Genomic DNA, 17,881 nt, shown 5'->3' with positions numbered 1-17,881 from the left:
GCTTAGCGAGCAAGCGCAAATGCTGGCGCCATCCGCTCCTGCTCATTGCTTGAGATGCCCAGATAGCGCGCGACCCTGGGCCATTTTCCGACGACGCCCTGGAACCTTTGGATGGTTTGTCTGGCATCGTCAGCAGAGACGCGGAAGTAACCGGCCACGCTCATTGCCAAATCAAGGTCTATGGCGTTATCGGCCTCTGAAACGTTGAGCCTCAAGCCAGTGTCACCAGGGACCGGGTTCATGTCATACGCAGGCGAAAGACGCCAACCGCGCCCTGGCTCCAATAGGAAGCCATGGTTTCGTAGATGATCGTCAGTATTCGAAACCAGCATGTTGAAAACAATTCTTCGCCAAAGCTCGGGAAGATCTACGTCGGCAGCGGCTCCCTCCCTTACCAATACTTCAGCAATCTCCAGATAACTGGCCCCTGTCTCATGCCCATCGCCATCCTGGTGGTCCGTCAGGGTCATCGCTGAAGCGAAGTGAAGTCGGCCTCCCCTTGCTGTTCTGTCAAAGCGCTTCACCATGAAACAGTGGTACTCACTGGCGTACCGTTGCGCTTTTCCTTCAGCCACATATAGCCCACAGCCTTGGGCCAATGTGTTGACGACCATCTCCCAGCCGCCCACGTCGTGAGCGTCTCTATTACTGGGAAACTTTCCTATCCAGAGAGCATTATCGTCATCAACTACGCTTGCCTTGGGCCTCGCTCCACCCAGAGAGCCCCCTGGAGCAATGAGCATTCGAATCCAGTCCTGACCCTGAGCCCCCCGATCCTCTCCAGCTTCAAATCGACGCGAAGCCTCTTCAAGCTCACGCATGCGAGCCATCGGTGGAGCGGCATGCTCCACATAGTCATCAAGGAACGCTCCTTCTTCCTCGACTTTGAAACGCAGTCCCCCTACCCGATAGGCGTCGTGAACCCCGATGAGATAGTCCGAGTCAAACAGCCGTGCGTCCTGCGGTACGACTCCTGCTCTTTTATCCCGCTCCAAGCGACGATCCATCAGCAGTCGCCCCCATCGATCAGGCGAGGAGTCCGATACGCACCCAAAGCAATTTCTCGCTGGATATTGCCGCCCTTCGTAAGGCTGAATCCGAGGGTCGATCGCAATCTGGGTGTGAATGGTTTGAAGAACAGCCCGTGCGTACTCAAACTCCATACGCTCGGATCCTGCCAATCTGCGGGAATGAAGGGTTCCAAGCAGTACGGGTGCTGTTTCATTCCAGTCTGCGTAGACGAAAATCCTTTCAGGCATCGTCGTCCCCTAAAAGCTTCTTGGCCAGTTCAGAGCTTGTCTGGCTCGGGCTGGAAGCGGTTGGCGATGCAGTACTATTCTCTTTTGCCGAAACGCTGATCAAATTGTTCCAATGAACATGAGGCAGCCTTACTTTTGGCTTGATGTGCTCGACTGCAGAACGTCCTTTCAATTCAGCATCTTGCAGATCACGGCCTAACTCATCCGTGCGTGCGAGCAATTCAAGGTCCTTCTCCAGGCCCAAGACTACCAATACCGAGACGTAAGCCCCTATGGTCACAGCAGGACTGCCACTTTCCAGCGCCCTTAACGTAGGGGCGCTCATGCCCGCACGCGCAGCCATTTGCGTCGCAGTGATCTTACGACGCTTACGAGCCAGCTCGATCCGTTCGCCAAGCTGGCGCAGGAGCCGCTCAGCGGGTGGCATGAGGGGTGCTGTTTTTTTGGGCATGGCAGTATTTTTTCAGTTTCTTAGAGGATTTGAAAAAATACTAGCATAGAGATGCCTGATATCGACTTTTACCGGGAGAACAGAAAATATTTTTTCATATTATCGAAAAAATCGAAAAAATACCTTCAAAACAAAATTTGGTTTCTCAAGAGGAGCGCAGATGCTGAGTCGGGTTCTTTTCAGCTACTTGGCGAAGGGCCAGCTATGCGTAAGGAACGATGCGTCTTGGAAGAATGAGCGGGTTTAGCGGCGCTAAACCCGAACAGATTCATTACGTAGATCACAAAGAAACCGGACTCTTGGTAGACGACTCACTCCACCGTCACAGACTTCGCCAGATTGCGCGGCTGGTCCACATCGGTCCCCTTGAGCACCGCCACGTAGTACGACAGCAGTTGCAGCGGAAGGGTGTAGAGGATCGGCGACAAGATGTCGTGGATGTGCGGCATATGCACCACATGAGTGCCTTCGCCGTTGGTCATGCCGGCCTTTTCGTCGGCAAAGACGATCAACTGACCGCCACGGGCGCGCACTTCCTGCAGGTTGGACTTGAGCTTCTCCAGCAGTTCGTTGTTCGGCGCTACGGTGACCACCGGCATGTCGTTGTCCACAAGGGCCAATGGGCCGTGCTTGAGTTCGCCGGCCGGGTAGGCTTCGGCGTGGATATAGGAAATTTCCTTGAGCTTCAGGGCGCCTTCCATCGCCACCGGGAATTGTGCGCCACGGCCCAGGAACAGGGTGTGGTTCTTCTCGGCGAACAGTTCGGCGATTTTCTCCACGGTGCTGTCCATCGCCAGCGCCTCGCCCAGACGGGCCGGCAGGCGACGCAGCTCTTCCACCAACTTGGCTTCGATGCCCTCGCCCAGCGTACCGCGTACTTGGCCCAGGGACAGGGTCAGCAACAGCAGGCCCACCAGTTGCGTGGTGAATGCCTTGGTCGAAGCCACGCCGATTTCGCGGCCGGCCTGGGTCAACAGCGTCAGGTCGGATTCACGCACCAGCGAACTGATACCAACGTTGCAGATCGCCAGGCTGGCCAGGAAACCCAGCTCCTTGGCATTACGCAGCGCCGCCAGGGTGTCGGCGGTTTCGCCGGATTGTGAAATCGTGACGAACAGGGTGTCCGGCTGTACCACCACCTTGCGATAGCGGAACTCACTGGCCACTTCGACCTGACAAGGGATACCAGCCAGCTCTTCCAGCCAGTAACGAGCCACCATGCCAGCGTGATAACTGGTGCCGCAGGCGACAATCTGTACATTACGAACCTTGGCAAACAGCTCGGCCGCCTGCGGGCCGAATGCCTGGACCAGCACCTGGTTCTGGCTCATGCGCCCTTCCAGCGTGCGCTGCACGACGGCCGGTTGCTCGTGGATTTCCTTGAGCATGAAGTGGCGGAACTCGCCCTTGTCAGCCGCTTCGGCACCGTCGCGGTACTGCACGGTTTCGCGCTCGACGGCTTTGCCATCCAGATCCCAGATCTGCACGCTGTCACGGCGGATATCGGCGATATCGCCCTCCTCCAGATACATGAAGCGGTCGGTGACCTGACGCAGTGCCAACTGATCGGAAGCCAGGAAATTCTCACCCAGGCCCAGGCCAATGACCAACGGGCTGCCGCTACGGGCCGCTACCACACGATCCGGTTGTTTCGCGCTGATCACCGCCAGGCCGTAGGCGCCGTGCAATTCCTTGACGGTGGCCTTGAGGGCTACGGTCAGGTCTCTCAGCTCCTTGAGCTTGTGGTTGAGCAAGTGGGCGATGACTTCAGTGTCGGTGTCCGAGGTGAACGCATAGTCCAAGGCCTTCAGCTGTTCGCGCAGGGCTTCGTGGTTTTCGATGATGCCGTTGTGTACCACCGCCAGGTCGCCGGAGAAATGCGGATGAGCGTTACGCTCGCAGGGCGCACCATGAGTGGCCCAGCGGGTGTGGGCAATACCCAGGCGGCCGATCAACGGCTCGGCATCCAAAGCCTGCTCCAGCTCGCTGACCTTGCCGGGACGGCGCATGCGCTCGAGTTTCTCGTCGTTGGTGAACACCGCGACACCGGCACTGTCGTAGCCGCGGTATTCCAGGCGCTTGAGACCTTCGAGCAAGATGGCGGTGATGTTGCGTTCAGCGACGGCGCCGACGATTCCACACATGTTATTTCTCCTGGCTGACAGACGCGCAGATCACATGGATGCCACGAGCCTGAATCTGGTCGCGTGCCTCCACGGGCAGACGATCATCGGTAATAAGGGTATGGACGCTGCTCCACGGCAGTTCCAGATTGGGGATCTTTCGGCCGACCTTGTCGGCCTCCACCATCACGATCACTTCGCGGGCAACCTCAGCCATCACACGGCTCAGGCCCAGCAGTTCGTTGAAGGTGGTGGTACCACGAACCAGATCGATGCCGTCGGCACCGATGAACAGCTGGTCGAAGTCATAGGAACGCAGGACTTGCTCGGCAACCTGCCCCTGGAACGATTCGGAATGAGGGTCCCAGGTGCCGCCGGTCATCAGCAGCACCGGCTCATGCTCCAGCTCGTTCAAGGCGCTGGCCACATGCAGGGAATTGGTCATCACCACCAACCCAGGTTGCAGGCCCAGTTCAGGAATCATGGCCGCAGTGGTACTGCCGCTGTCGATGATGATCCGCGCATGTTCGCGGATCCGCTTCACAGCGGCCCGGGCAATGGCCTGTTTGTATTTAGAGACTGTATGCCCGTTATCGGCCACCAGCTCCTGGGGCATCGGCACGGCACCACCGTAGCGACGCAACAACAGGCCATTGCTTTCCAGTGCGGCGAGATCCTTGCGAATCGTAACTTCCGAGGTTTCGAAGCGCTTGGCCAATTCATCCACACTGACCTCGCCCTGCTCCTGGAGCAATGCAAGGATACTGTGGCGGCGTTGAGGGGTGTTGCGCTTCGACATGGCGTTTATAAGTTTCGATTCGAAAGATAACGTAAGCAATCAAAACCTATTACAGAGGGTTCGTCAAGGCGAGGGTAGAAAAATTCAGAAACGATCAGATACCTGTGGGAGCGGGCTTGCTCGCGAAGGCGGAGGGTCGACTTGCATCTATTTCGAATGTGCCGACGCCTTCGCGAGCAAGCCCGCTCCCACATTGGGTTGTGGATAACTTAAGGTTTCTTGTTCTTCACCGGACGCTTCCAGCCGTCAATATTCTTCTGCCGGGCACGTCCTACGGCCAACTGGGAGTTATCCACATTCTGCGTGATGGTCGAACCGGCTGCCGTGGTTGCACCGCTGGAGATATCCACAGGGGCTACCAAAGAGTTATTGGACCCGATGAACACATCCTCGCCCAACACGGTCTTCCATTTGTTGGCGCCATCGTAATTACACGTGATGGTGCCCGCACCGATGTTGGTGCGGGCGCCGACCTCGGCGTCGCCCAGATAGGTCAGGTGTCCGGCCTTGGCGCCTTCGCCCAGGTGAGCATTTTTCAACTCTACAAAGTTACCCACATGGGCACGGGCTTCCAGCACGGAACCGGGACGCAGACGAGCAAACGGACCGGCGTCGCTGCCTTCGCCCATGATCGCGCCTTCGAGGTGCGTGTTGGCCTTGATCACCGCGCCCTTGCGCAGCGTACTGTCCTTGATCACGCAGTTCGGACCAATGACGACGTCGTCCTCGATCACCACCTTGCCTTCAAGGATGACATTGATATCGATCACCACATCGCGGCCCACGCTGACTTCACCCCGTACATCGAAACGGGCCGGATCGCGCAGGGTTACGCCTTGTGCCATCAAGCGATGAGCAGCACGCAGTTGATAGTGGCGCTCCAGATCGGCCAGTTGCCGGCGATCATTGGCGCCCTGCACTTCCATTGCGTCCAAGGGTTGTTCGGTGGCCACCACCAGCCCGTCCGCGACGGCCATGGCAATCACGTCCGTCAGGTAATACTCGCCCTGGGCATTGTTGTTCGACAGACGACTCATCCAGTCACCCAAGCGTGCAGCTGGTACAGCGAGAATTCCGGTGTTGCCTTCGGTGATGGCGCGTTGGGCTTCGTTGGCATCTTTTTGCTCGACGATGGCCGTCACCTGGCCGTCGGTGTTGCGCACAATGCGACCGTAACCGGTGGGATCATCCAGCTCGACGGTCAGCAGACCCAGCTGTTGCGGCGCGGCGTGCTTGAGCAAGCGCTGCAACGTGTCGACTTCAATCAACGGTACATCGCCATAGAGAATCAGCACCGTGTCGGCATTGATGAAAGGCACGGCCTGAGCCACCGCATGGCCGGTTCCCAATTGTTTGTCCTGCAGAACAAAATTCAGATCGTCCGCCGCCAGACGTTCACGTACTGCGTCGGCGCCATGACCAATGACCACATGAATGCGCTGTGGATTGAGCTGGCGGGCGCTGTGGATAACATGACCCAGCATGGAGTTGCCGGCGACCGGGTGCAGGACCTTGGGCAGCGCCGAACGCATGCGGGTGCCTTGACCGGCCGCGAGAATAACGATTTCGAGAGACATGACTGGCTACCAATCCTGGGTGGTCAGCGGCTGTGACCAGATGATGAGTGTCGGGAAAAGAAAAAAGGGTAGCCGAGGCTACCCTTTTTAATCAATCGCACAGAAAGCTGACGGCTTAACCGCCGAACTTCTTGCGGATCTGCTGGACGGTGCGCAGCTGGGCTGCAGCCTCGGCCAGACGTGCAGCAGCAGAACCGTAGTCGAAGTCTGCGCCTTTTTCGTGCAGTGCCTTCTCGGCAGCCTTGACGGCTTCCTGAGCGGAGGCTTCGTCCAGGTCGGCAGCGCGTTGCACGGTGTCGGCAAGGACCTTGACCATGTTCGGCTGAACCTCGAGGAAACCACCGGAGATGTAGAACACCTCCTTTTCCCCGCCCTGCTTGGTCAGACTAATCGGACCTGGCTTCAAGCTGGTGATCAGCGGTGCGTGCCCCAGAGCGATACCAAGATCACCCAGCTCACCATGCGCAACCACAAACTCGACCAGACCGGAGAAGATTTCCCCTTCCGCACTGACGATATCGCAATGGACTGTCATAGCCATCTGATTGCCTCAACCTAAATTAGCGCCCGTTACCGGGCGCCGGGATTACAGTTTCTTGGCTTTCTCGATCGCTTCTTCGATGCCACCGACCATGTAGAACGCTTGTTCTGGCAGGTGGTCGTAGTCACCGTTGAGGATGCCTTTGAAGCCAGCAATGGTGTCTTTCAGGGAAACGTATTTACCCGAAGCACCGGTGAAGACTTCAGCCACGAAGAACGGCTGCGACAAGAAGCGCTGGATCTTACGAGCGCGGGCTACCAACTGCTTGTCGGTTTCCGACAGTTCGTCCATACCCAGGATCGCGATGATGTCCTTCAGCTCTTTGTAGCGCTGCAGCACGTACTGAACGCCACGAGCGGTCTCGTAGTGCTCGTTGCCGATCACGTTCGGGTCCAGCTGACGGGAAGTCGAGTCCAGTGGGTCTACCGCTGGGTAGATACCCAGGGAAGCGATGTCACGGGACAGAACGACGGTGGCGTCCAAGTGGGCGAAGGTGGTTGCTGGCGACGGGTCGGTCAAGTCGTCCGCAGGCACGTATACGGCCTGGATCGAGGTGATCGAGCCTTGCTTGGTCGAAGTGATGCGCTCTTGCAGCACGCCCATCTCTTCAGCCAGGGTCGGCTGGTAGCCTACTGCCGAAGGCATACGGCCCAGCAGTGCGGATACTTCGGTACCGGCCAGGGTGTAACGGTAGATGTTGTCGACGAACAGCAGAACGTCGTTACCTTCGTCACGGAACTTCTCGGCCATGGTCAGGCCGGTCAGGGCTACGCGCAGACGGTTTCCCGGCGGCTCGTTCATCTGGCCGTAGACCAGTGCCACTTTGTCCAGAACGTTGGAATCCTTCATCTCGTGGTAGAAGTCGTTACCCTCACGAGTACGCTCACCCACACCGGCGAACACGGAATAACCGCTGTGCTCGATGGCGATGTTACGGATCAGTTCCATCATGTTTACGGTCTTGCCTACACCGGCACCACCGAACAGACCAACCTTACCACCCTTGGCGAACGGGCAAACCAGGTCGATAACCTTGATGCCGGTTTCCAGCAGGTCGTTGCCGCCAGCTTGCTCAGCGAAGGACGGCGCAGGACGGTGAATGCCCCAACGCTCTTCTTCGCCAATCGGGCCAGCTTCGTCGATCGGGTTGCCCAGTACGTCCATGATCCGGCCCAGGGTCGCTTTACCGACCGGTACGGAAATGGCTGCGCCAGTGTTGTTGACGTCCAGACCGCGCTTCAAGCCCTCGGTGGAGCCCATCGCAATGGTACGAACCACGCCGTCGCCCAGCTGTTGCTGAACTTCCAGAGTGGTTTCGGCGCCCTGAACCTTCAAGGCGTCGTAGATGCTCGGTACGCTGTCGCGTGGAAATTCCACGTCGATAACGGCGCCGATGATTTGAACGATACGTCCGCTACTCATAGCTGGATCCTCTGAATATTTGAACCGTTAAACCGCGGCAGCGCCGCCGACGATTTCCGAGATCTCTTGGGTGATCGCAGCCTGACGCGCCTTGTTGTAGATCAGCTGCAAATCGCTGATCAAATCACCGGCGTTGTCGGTAGCGTTCTTCATCGCGATCATCCGCGCTGCTTGTTCAGCTGCGTTGTTCTCGACCACCGCCTGGTAGACCTGCGACTCCACGTAGCGGACCATCAAGCCGTCGAGCAGCTCCTTGGCATCCGGTTCGTAGAGATAGTCCCAGTGGTGCTTGAGTTCCTGTTCCGGGGTCGCCACCAGTGGAATCAACTGCTCCACGGTTGGCTGTTGCGTCATGGTATTGATGAACTTGTTGGATACCACGGACAGGCGGTCGATCCGGCCTTCCAGGTAAGCATCCAGCATCACCTTGACGCTGCCGATCAAGTCATTGATCGACGGTTCTTCACCCAGGTGGCTGATAGCGGCGACGACGTTACCGCCGAAGTTGCGGAAGAAAGCCGCACCCTTGCTACCTACCACGCACAGATCGATCTCGACGCCTTGTTCGCGGTTTACCGCCATGTCCTTGACCAGAGCCTTGAACAGGTTGGTGTTCAAGCCACCGCACAGACCACGGTCACTGCTCACCACAACGTAACCGACGCGCTTGACGGCGCGGTCGATCATGAACGGGTGGCGATATTCCGGGTTGGCGTTGGCCAGATGACCAATCACCTGGCGGATGCGCTCCGCATAAGGACGGCTAGCAGCCATGCGCATTTGTGCCTTGCGCATTTTGCTGACCGCCACTTTTTCCATGGCGCTGGTAATCTTTTGCGTGCTTTTGATGCTCGCAATCTTACTGCGAATCTCTTTTGCGCCTGCCATGTAACACCTATCAGGTTAGCAAGCGGGAGCCTTGCGGCTCCCGCTGCGGCTTACCAGGTTTGGGTGGCCTTGAACTTCTCGATACCGGCTTTGAGGCCTGCGTCGATTTCGTCATTGAAGTCACCCTTCACGTTGATCTTGGCCATCAAATCGGCGTGATCGCGGTTGAAGAAAGCGATCAGCGCTTGTTCGAAGCTGCCGATCTTGGCGATTTCAATGTCAGTCAGGAACCCACGCTCAGCGGCATACAGCGACAGCGCCATGTCAGCGATCGACATCGGTGCGTATTGCTTCTGCTTCATCAGCTCGGTAACGCGCTGACCATGCTCAAGTTGCTTACGGGTCGCTTCGTCCAGGTCAGAAGCGAACTGGGCGAATGCCGCCAGTTCACGGTACTGGGCCAGGGCGGTACGGATACCACCGGACAGCTTCTTGATGATCTTGGTCTGAGCGGCACCACCCACACGGGATACCGAAACACCGGCGTTCACAGCAGGGCGGATACCCGAGTTGAACATGGCCGATTCCAGGAAGATCTGACCGTCGGTGATGGAAATCACGTTGGTCGGAACGAACGCGGAAACGTCGCCAGCCTGGGTTTCGATGATTGGCAGGGCGGTCAGGGAACCGGTCTTGCCAGTGACAGCGCCGTTGGTGAACTTCTCGACGTACTCTTCCGAAACGCGGGATGCGCGCTCCAGCAGACGGGAGTGGAGATAGAACACGTCACCTGGGTAGGCTTCACGTCCTGGCGGACGGCGCAGCAGCAGGGAAATCTGGCGGTAAGCCACTGCTTGCTTGGACAGATCGTCATAAACGATCAGCGCGTCTTCACCGCGGTCGCGGAAGAATTCGCCCATGGTGCAACCGGAGTACGGTGCCAGGAACTGCAGCGCAGCCGATTCGGAGGCACTGGCAGCAACGATGATGGTGTTAGCCAGGGCACCGTTCTCTTCCAGCTTGCGAACCACGTTGGCGATGGTCGATTGCTTCTGACCGATTGCCACGTATACGCAGAAGATACCGCTGTTCTTCTGGTTGATGATCGCGTCGATCGCCAGGGCGGTCTTACCGATCTGACGGTCACCGATGATCAGCTCACGCTGGCCACGGCCGACAGGGATCATGGCATCGACAGCCTTGTAGCCAGTCTGTACAGGCTGGTCTACCGACTTACGCCAGATCACGCCTGGAGCAACTTTCTCGACCGCGTCGGTCTCGGTGTTGTTCAGCGGACCTTTGCCGTCAACAGGGTTACCCAGTGCGTCGACAACGCGACCCAGCAGTTCCTTACCTACCGGAACTTCGAGGATGCGGCCGGTGCACTTGGCGCTCATGCCTTCAGCCAGAGTCGTGTAGGCACCCAGTACAACAGCACCTACGGAGTCTTGCTCCAGGTTGAGGGCCATACCGTAGACGCCGCCCGGAAACTCGATCATCTCGCCGTACATGACGTCGGCCAGACCGTGAATCCGCACGATGCCGTCAGATACGCTGACGACAGTGCCTTCGTTACGGGCTTGGGAGGTCACATCGAGCTTTTCGATGCGGCCCTTGATAATTTCACTTATTTCGGAAGGATTGAGTTGCTGCATTGCTCTGCTGCCCCTTCAAACTCAAGATTTCAATGCTTCGGCAAGTTTCGCGAGTTTGCCGCGAATCGAGCCATCGATAACCAGGTCACCGGCGCGGATGACGACACCACCAATCAAGGCAGGGTCTTCCGTAACGTCCAGACGCACTTCCCGGTTGAGTCGTGCACTGAGAACCTTGGCGAGTTTGTCTTGCTGTTCTTGGTTCAATGCGAAAGCACTGGTCACTTCCACGTCTACCGACTTCTCCTGCTCGGCCTTATACAGGTCGAACAGGGCGGCGATCTCCGGCAGAAGCGGGAGACGGTCGTTTTCGGCAACGACGTGGATGAAATTCTGTGCCTTGGCATCGAACTTGTCGCCGCACACGTCAATGAACGTGGCGGCCTTTTCTGCGCTCGTCAGTCGCGGGGCCTTGAGCACGCGCTGCATGGTGTCATCTTTCGACACCGCTGCCGCCAGGCCGAGCATGGCTGACCAATTGGCCAGTTGCTGGTGGGCCTGAGCGTGCTCGAAGGCCGCCTTAGCGTAAGGTCGGGCCAACGTGGTCAGTTCTGCCATGATCGCCCTCGCTTAGATTTCAGCAGCCAGTTTGTTTACCAGCTCTGCGTGCGCGTTTTGATCGATTGTGGCACCCAGGATCTTCGAAGCACCGCCAACGGCCAGGCTACCCACTTGGGCACGCAGAGCGTCTTTGACACTGTTGAGTTCCTGTTCGATCTCGGCTTGAGCCTGAGCCTTCACACGGTCAGCTTCGACGCGAGCCTGTTCACGGGCTTCATCGACGATCTGGGTACCGCGTTTCTTGGCTTGCTCGATGATTTCAGCTGCCTGGGCTTTCGCTTCGCGCAGTTGCTGACCCACTTTCTCTTGGGCCAACTCCAGGTCGCGAGCTGCACGGCTGGCAGCGTCCAGACCATCTGCGATCTTCTTTTGACGTTCGTGCAGCGCCGCAATGACCGGAGGCCATACGAACTTCATGCAGAACAATACAAAAATCAGGAACGCAACGGACTGGCCAATCAGGGTCGCATTAATGTTCACGCCAACACCTCGCAGTTACGTTGTCCATCACATCAAACTACTCGAAAAATCCGAGTAATTAGCCAGCGATCTGACCAACGAACGGGTTCGCAAAGGTGAAGAACAGAGCGATACCAACACCGATCATGGTTACGGCGTCGAGCAGACCGGCAACGATGAACATTTTGACTTGCAGCATTGGAACCATTTCTGGCTGACGCGCAGCGCCTTCCAGGAACTTGCCGCCCAGCAGGCCGAAACCAATTGCGGTACCCAGTGCGCCCAGGCCGATCAACAGTGCAACAGCGATAGCGGTTAGACCAACTACAGTTTCCATCTTTCCTCCCGACTTTTACGTCGTATGGTTTAGGTTTTTTTAATTTAAAGCGGTAAAACAAATCGTTTCATCATGGCCTGTTCGGGCCCCCTCCCGTTTGACCGGGAAGGACATCAGACTAGTCGAGACTGGCCTTAATGGTTTTCTTCGTGCGCCATCGACAGGTAGACGATGGTCAGCATCATGAAGATGAACGCCTGCAGGGTGATGATCAGGATGTGGAACACAGCCCACGCCCACTGCAGTGCTACGCCCAGGCCGCTGAGCCAGAGCAGGCCGCTGCCGAACATCACAGCGATCAGGATGAACACCAGCTCGCCGGCATACATGTTGCCGAACAGACGCAGGGCCAGAGAGATTGGCTTGGCGATCAGGGTCACGAATTCCAGCAGGAAGTTCACCGGGATCAGCAGGGCCTGAACGAGGATGTTCTTGCTGCCGAATGGGTGCAGGGTCAATTCGCCGATGAAGCCGCCGATGCCCTTGACCTTGATGCTATAGAAAATGATCAGTGCGAAAACCGAGAACGCCATGCCCAGGGTCGCGTTCGGGTCGGTGGTCGACACGGCACGGAACGGGATGTGGTGGTCGCCGGAGATCAGGATGGCCAGTTGAGGAATCCAGTCGACCGGGATCAGGTCGATGGCGTTCATCAGGAACACCCAGACGAAGATGGTCAGCGCCAGTGGTGCGATTACCGGGCTACGACCGTGGAAGCTGTCCTTCACGCTGCCGTCGACAAACTCGACCAGCACTTCAACGAAGTTCTGCAAGGCACCGGGCTGACCCGAAGTCGCCTTCTTCGCCGCCATGCGGAACAGGAAAACGAAGATCAGGCCCAATGCGATCGACCAGCCGAGGGTATCGACGTGGAAAGCCCAGAAACCCATCTCCTTGGCTTCTGCTGCGGAGTGGGCAAAGCCCCAGCCGCCGTTGGGTAGCTGACCGAAGGTCAGGTTCTGCAAGTGGTGCTGGATATAGCCCGAAGCGGTTGTCTCTGCCATGGTTGCCTCAAACGCCCTAAGGTCTCAAAAGTCTTGTTCTCATTAGCAGGGGAGCGAACCAGCTGACCAGTTGGGTCAGCACGAACACGCCGAATACAGCCAGCGGCGCCAGTGGCTTCACACCTGCGAACGTCAGTGCAAAGAGCACTGCCGTCAAAATCAGTTTCCCCGCCTCGCCGGCATAAAAAGACCGGACGATAGCCTGGGCTGCTCGGGCGCCGGAAAACCGAAATGCCCTGTGAGCGAAGTAAATATTGGGAAGCAAGGCTATCAGGCCTCCGCAAAGACCTGAGTATCCGGCGACGACTCCCTTCCATTGCCAGAGCGCCAAGGTGGCGATCAGTACAACGACGAACTGGGCCATCAAGACCGGGAAAACTGCCAGACGATGAAACGGCAAGCGGTTTGGCGTGCGGGTTTCCATCGCTTTTGCTCTCCAAGGGTCGGCTGCCTGAAATCAATAACTTGGCATAATTTGTGCCGACAAAATGCGCGCAGAGTATAGGGGCGGTTCTGCCCCTATTCAACTGTCGGGTAGTGATTTCCGACTGCGCGCTACAAGAGCAATTGTTTCAGCGAATGTGTGCAAGGACCCCTTGCAACTCATCGAGGGAGTTATAGCCAATCACCAACTGCCCCTTGCCCTTCTTGCCGTGGCGAATCTGCACCGCAGAGCCCAGGCGCTCGGCCAGGCGCTGTTCCAGGCGAGCGATATCCGGGTCGGGTTTGGGGGCTTCGACAGGGGCCGGCTTACCATTGAGCCATTGCCGAACCAGTGCCTCGGTCTGGCGCACGGTAAGACCTCGTGCGACAACATGTCGCGCCCCTTCAACCTGTTGATTTTCCGGCAAACCGAGCAGGGCCCGGGCATGACCCATTTCCAGGTCGCCATGGGACAGCATGGTCTTGATGACTTCCGGCAATGCAATCAAACGCAACAGGTTGGCCACGGTCACGCGAGACTTGCCCACCGCCTCGGCAACCTGTTGTTGAGTCAGCTGGAACTCCTGCTGCAACCGCTGCAGGGCCACCGCCTCCTCGATCGGGTTGAGGTCTTCGCGCTGAATGTTCTCGATCAGCGCCATGGCAATGGCGGTTTCATCAGGCACATCGCGCACCATTGCCGGAATGGTTTCCTGACCGGCCTGCTGGCTGGCGCGCCAGCGGCGTTCACCGGCAATGATCTCGAAACGACCACTGCCGATGGGACGCACCACTATCGGCTGCATGACGCCCTGGTTTTTGATCGACTGCGCCAGCTCCTCCAACGCCTGCGGATCCATGTCCCGGCGCGGCTGGTATTTGCCCCGCTGGATCAGGTCCAGCGGCAGGTGTTGCAGCTCGCGCTGGTCGGCCTGTACGGCCTGCTCTTCCAGCGCACTGACGGTGGGACCGCTGAGCAGCGCGTCCAGTCCACGTCCGAGACCACGTTTCTTGACGGCCATGGGGTTTCCTTAAGTTGGCTGGGCGGCAGCGGTGCGTGGGTTACGGCGCTGGCGGCGAACCATCTCGCCCGCCAGGGCCAGGTAGGCCAGCGCACCACGGGATTGTTTGTCGTAGGCCAGGGCCGGCATGCCGTAGCTCGGCGCTTCGGCCAGACGGATGTTACGCGGAATGACCGTGTCGTAGAGTTGCTCGCCGAAATGCTCCTTGAGCTGGACCGACACGTCGTTCATCAGGCTCAGGCGCGGGTCGTACATGGTGCGCAACAGGCCTTCGACTTTCAGGTCAGGGTTAAGCAGCTCGGAAATGCGCTTGATGTTATCCACAAGGTCGCTCAACCCTTCCAGGGCGAAGTACTCGCACTGCATGGGGATAATGACCCCATCGGCGGCAACCAGGGCGTTCAAGGTAAGCATCGACAACGATGGTGGGCAGTCGATCAGGATGTAGTCGTAGTTTTCCCGGATCGGCGCCAAAGCACTGCGCAGACGGCTTTCCTTCATCTGCATTTCCAGCAGCACCACTTCGGCGGCCGTCAGGTCACGGTTGGCCGGCAGCAGTTGATAACCGCCGTGCTCGGAGAAATGCATGGCCTGGCCCAGATCGCATTCACCGATCAGAACGTCGTAGATGGAGTTTTCCAGGCCATGTTTATCCACACCGCTGCCCATGGTGGCGTTGCCCTGTGGATCAAGATCGATCAACAGCACCCGGCGCTTGGTCGCGACCAGGGATGCTGCGAGGTTGATGCAGGTGGTGGTTTTACCCACACCACCTTTCTGGTTCGCTATCGCGAATACCTTAGCCATTCTTGCTTGTATTCCCAATCATGCCGTGCGGCGCAGTATCAGCAGATGGCGTTGGCCTTGGCAACCGGGTACGGCCAGGGCGTGTTCGCTATCGAGGTGAAAGTCTGCCGGCAATGCTACCAGCTCATCGGCCGGATGGACGCCCTTCATTGCCAGCCATCGCGTATTGGCATCGCCCAGATGGCGAGTCCAGTTGCTGAAGTTCTCCATGCTGCTGAATGCACGGGAAATGATCCCGTCGAAAGGTTGTTCAGGCTGGAACGCTTCTACGCGACTGTGGATAACTTGCAGGTTATCCAATTTGAGTTCGAGTTTGACCTGGGTCAGGAAGCGGGTCTTCTTGCCGTTGCTGTCCAGGCAGGTGACTTGCGCGTCCGGAAACAGGATCGCCAACGGAATACCCGGCATGCCTCCGCCGCTGCCTACATCGAGCCAGCGACCGTTTTCGATGAAAGACATCACGCTGAGGCTGTCGAGCAGGTGGCGCGAAACCATTTCGTCCGGATCACGGACTGCAGTCAGGTTGTACGCCTTGTTCCATTTGATCAACAGCGCCAGATAACCCAGCAGTTGCGCATGCTGGGCATCACTCAGGCTGATCCCGAGCTGGCGGGCACCTGTGGATAACTCTTCGGCGTGTTGCGAGGTGACCATCGAACTCAAGCGCTTTGCTCCAACTGACGGCCCGCGCCGCGTTTTTTCAAATGAATCATCAACAGGGAAATCGCCGCCGGGGTCACGCCTGGCACACGCGATGCCTGGCCCAGGGTTTCCGGACGGGTTGCACCGAGCTTGCTCTGAATTTCTTTCGACAGGCCGGAGATCACCGTGTAATCGATATCCACAGGCAGTTTCGTATCTTCGCTGGCGCGCAAACGGGCAATTTCGTCCTGTTGGCGGTCGATGTAACCGGCGTACTTGGTCTTGATCTCGACCTGCTCGGCCACCTGGGGATCCTGCGCACCCTCGCCCGTCACTTCCACCAGTCCGGCATAGTCGATTTCCGGACGGCTCAGGAGGTTGAGCAAGTTGTATTCGTGGGTCAACGGCGTTCCGAATTTTTCCGCAATGGCATCGCCCTGCGCGGTGCCCGGGCGAACCCAGGTGCTTTTCAGGCGTTGTTCTTCCAGCTCGATCCCTTCGCGTTTCTTGCAGAACGCGGCCCAGCGCACATCATCCACCAACCCCAGCTCCCGACCTTTCTCGGTCAGGCGTAGATCGGCGTTGTCTTCGCGCAGGATCAGGCGATATTCGGCACGGGAAGTGAACATCCGATAGGGTTCCTGGGTACCCAGGGTAATCAGGTCATCGACCAGCACACCGATGTACGCCTCATCGCGACGCGGGCACCAGCTGTCCTTGCCCTGAGCACGCAGCGCGGCGTTGGTTCCCGCCAGCAGCCCTTGGGCGCCGGCCTCTTCGTAACCGGTGGTTCCATTGATCTGCCCGGCAAAAAACAGGCCGCCGATGACTTTGGTTTCCAGGCTGTATTTCAGATCGCGGGGGTCGAAATAGTCGTATTCGATGGCGTAGCCCGGACGCACGATGTGAGCGTTTTCCATGCCACGGATCGATTGCACGATCTGCAGTTGCACATCGAACGGAAGGGAGGTGGAAATCCCGTTCGGATACAGCTCATGGGTCGTCAGCCCTTCCGGCTCGATGAAGACCTGATGGCTTTCCTTGTCGGCAAAGCGATGAATCTTGTCTTCGATGGACGGGCAATAACGCGGGCCGACGCCTTCGATCACGCCGGAATACATCGGCGAACGATCCAGGTTGGCGGCGATGATTTCGTGGGTACGAGCATTGGTGTGGGTGATCCAGCAACTCACCTGTGTCGGGTGCTGCTCTTTCGAGCCCATGAACGACATCACGGGGATCGGAGTGTCGCCCGGCTGCTCAGTCATGACCGAGAAATCCACAGATCGGCCGTCGATGCGCGGCGGCGTACCGGTTTTCAACCGACCGACACGCAAGGGTAATTCCCGCAAACGCTGGGCCAGCGCGATGGACGGTGGATCGCCGGCACGGCCGCCGGAGTAATTCTGCAACCCGATGTGGATAAGTCCACCGAGGAAGGTTCCGGTGGTCAACACCACGGATTCGGCGAAGAAACGCAGGCCCATTTGAGTCACGACACCCCGGACCTGATCCTGCTCGACAATCAGGTCATCGGCTGCTTGTTGAAATATCCACAGGTTCGGCTGGTTTTCCAGAATTTCACGGACAGCAGCCTTGTACAGGACCCGGTCTGCCTGGGCGCGAGTAGCGCGAACGGCTGGGCCCTTGCGGCTGTTCAATACGCGAAACTGGATACCACCTTTATCGGTCGCCATGGCCATCGCACCGCCGAGGGCGTCGATCTCCTTGACCAAGTGGCTTTTACCGATCCCACCAATGGCAGGGTTGCAGCTCATGGCGCCGAGGGTTTCCACGTTATGCGTCAACAGCAGGGTTTTTGCGCCCATGCGTGCTGATGCAAGTGCTGCCTCGGTACCGGCATGACCGCCGCCGATGACGATCACTTCAAAACGGGAAGGGAAATCCACCACGCACCTCGTGCCTGCTTTATTCAGGTAATTCGGAAAAAGGTTATGAGTCTGGCCTGGG

18 protein-coding genes are annotated in these 17,881 nt (G+C 58.0%); all 18 read right to left on the bottom strand.

The window, feature by feature from the left end; all coding sequences use genetic code 11:
• Positions 1–2: 2 nt before the first annotated feature.
• The 18 genes from EGM97_RS09755 to mnmG all read right to left on the bottom strand — a co-directional run bounded on the left by EGM97_RS09755 (position 3) and on the right by mnmG (position 17,820).
• On the bottom strand, positions 3–1,259 hold the full coding sequence (locus EGM97_RS09755; protein WP_238964917.1) for a type II toxin-antitoxin system HipA family toxin: 1,257 nt from the start codon (positions 1,257–1,259) through the stop codon (positions 3–5).
• Positions 1,252–1,710, bottom strand: a complete 459-nt coding sequence (locus tag EGM97_RS09750; RefSeq protein ID WP_238964918.1) for a helix-turn-helix domain-containing protein — start codon at positions 1,708–1,710, stop codon at positions 1,252–1,254. The genes EGM97_RS09755 and EGM97_RS09750 overlap by 8 nt, the downstream gene beginning before the upstream one ends.
• Positions 1,711–2,021: 311 nt before the next feature.
• Positions 2,022–3,854 (bottom strand): glutamine--fructose-6-phosphate transaminase (isomerizing), encoded by a 1,833-nt coding sequence (gene glmS, locus EGM97_RS09745; RefSeq protein ID WP_238964919.1) that lies wholly within the window; start codon positions 3,852–3,854, stop codon positions 2,022–2,024.
• A gap of 1 nt (position 3,855) precedes the next feature.
• Positions 3,856–4,632 (bottom strand): DeoR/GlpR family DNA-binding transcription regulator, encoded by a 777-nt coding sequence (locus EGM97_RS09740; protein WP_238964920.1) that lies wholly within the window; start codon positions 4,630–4,632, stop codon positions 3,856–3,858.
• 209 nt (positions 4,633–4,841) lie between these two features.
• Positions 4,842–6,209, bottom strand: coding sequence for a bifunctional UDP-N-acetylglucosamine diphosphorylase/glucosamine-1-phosphate N-acetyltransferase GlmU (glmU, locus tag EGM97_RS09735; protein WP_238964921.1), 1,368 nt, complete (start codon positions 6,207–6,209; stop codon positions 4,842–4,844).
• A 115-nt stretch (positions 6,210–6,324) separates the two neighbouring features.
• Positions 6,325–6,750 carry a F0F1 ATP synthase subunit epsilon gene (locus tag EGM97_RS09730; RefSeq protein ID WP_024777790.1) on the bottom strand — a complete coding sequence of 142 codons (426 nt, stop codon included), beginning with the start codon at positions 6,748–6,750 and terminating at the stop codon, positions 6,325–6,327.
• 45 nt (positions 6,751–6,795) lie between these two features.
• Positions 6,796–8,172: a F0F1 ATP synthase subunit beta gene (atpD, locus tag EGM97_RS09725; RefSeq protein WP_053149215.1), complete on the bottom strand. Its 1,377-nt coding sequence runs from the start codon at positions 8,170–8,172 to the stop codon at positions 6,796–6,798.
• A 27-nt stretch (positions 8,173–8,199) separates the two neighbouring features.
• Positions 8,200–9,060, bottom strand: a complete 861-nt coding sequence (gene atpG / locus EGM97_RS09720) for a F0F1 ATP synthase subunit gamma (protein ID WP_030139034.1) — start codon at positions 9,058–9,060, stop codon at positions 8,200–8,202.
• 50 nt (positions 9,061–9,110) lie between these two features.
• Positions 9,111–10,655, bottom strand: coding sequence for a F0F1 ATP synthase subunit alpha (gene atpA / locus EGM97_RS09715; protein ID WP_053149218.1), 1,545 nt, complete (start codon positions 10,653–10,655; stop codon positions 9,111–9,113).
• Between the two features lie 21 nt (positions 10,656–10,676).
• Positions 10,677–11,213: a F0F1 ATP synthase subunit delta gene (locus EGM97_RS09710; protein WP_072397491.1), complete on the bottom strand. Its 537-nt coding sequence runs from the start codon at positions 11,211–11,213 to the stop codon at positions 10,677–10,679.
• A 12-nt stretch (positions 11,214–11,225) separates the two neighbouring features.
• Complete coding sequence (locus tag EGM97_RS09705) at positions 11,226–11,696, bottom strand: F0F1 ATP synthase subunit B (RefSeq protein WP_238964922.1); 471 nt, start codon at positions 11,694–11,696, stop codon at positions 11,226–11,228.
• Between the two features lie 58 nt (positions 11,697–11,754).
• Positions 11,755–12,012, bottom strand: a complete 258-nt coding sequence (gene atpE, locus EGM97_RS09700) for a F0F1 ATP synthase subunit C (RefSeq protein WP_003097235.1) — start codon at positions 12,010–12,012, stop codon at positions 11,755–11,757.
• A 134-nt stretch (positions 12,013–12,146) separates the two neighbouring features.
• Positions 12,147–13,016: a F0F1 ATP synthase subunit A gene (gene atpB, locus EGM97_RS09695; RefSeq protein WP_238964923.1), complete on the bottom strand. Its 870-nt coding sequence runs from the start codon at positions 13,014–13,016 to the stop codon at positions 12,147–12,149.
• Positions 13,017–13,032: 16 nt separating this feature from the next.
• Positions 13,033–13,440, bottom strand: a complete 408-nt coding sequence (locus tag EGM97_RS09690; RefSeq protein ID WP_238964924.1) for a F0F1 ATP synthase subunit I — start codon at positions 13,438–13,440, stop codon at positions 13,033–13,035.
• Positions 13,441–13,588: 148 nt separating this feature from the next.
• Positions 13,589–14,461, bottom strand: a complete 873-nt coding sequence (locus EGM97_RS09685; protein WP_238964925.1) for a ParB/RepB/Spo0J family partition protein — start codon at positions 14,459–14,461, stop codon at positions 13,589–13,591.
• Positions 14,462–14,470: 9 nt separating this feature from the next.
• Positions 14,471–15,268 carry a ParA family protein gene (locus EGM97_RS09680; protein WP_024777783.1) on the bottom strand — a complete coding sequence of 266 codons (798 nt, stop codon included), beginning with the start codon at positions 15,266–15,268 and terminating at the stop codon, positions 14,471–14,473.
• An 18-nt stretch (positions 15,269–15,286) separates the two neighbouring features.
• Positions 15,287–15,922: a 16S rRNA (guanine(527)-N(7))-methyltransferase RsmG gene (rsmG, locus tag EGM97_RS09675; protein WP_238964953.1), complete on the bottom strand. Its 636-nt coding sequence runs from the start codon at positions 15,920–15,922 to the stop codon at positions 15,287–15,289.
• A 5-nt stretch (positions 15,923–15,927) separates the two neighbouring features.
• Entirely contained in the window at positions 15,928–17,820 is a 1,893-nt protein-coding gene (gene mnmG / locus EGM97_RS09670) for a tRNA uridine-5-carboxymethylaminomethyl(34) synthesis enzyme MnmG (RefSeq protein WP_238964926.1), read from the bottom strand.
• Positions 17,821–17,881 lie beyond the last annotated feature (61 nt).

Source organism: Pseudomonas sp. AF32 (assembly GCF_022342325.2).
Classification (GTDB): Bacteria; Pseudomonadota; Gammaproteobacteria; order Pseudomonadales; family Pseudomonadaceae; genus Aquipseudomonas; species Aquipseudomonas uvaldensis.
This window is presented reverse-complemented; position numbering and strand designations above follow the sequence as displayed.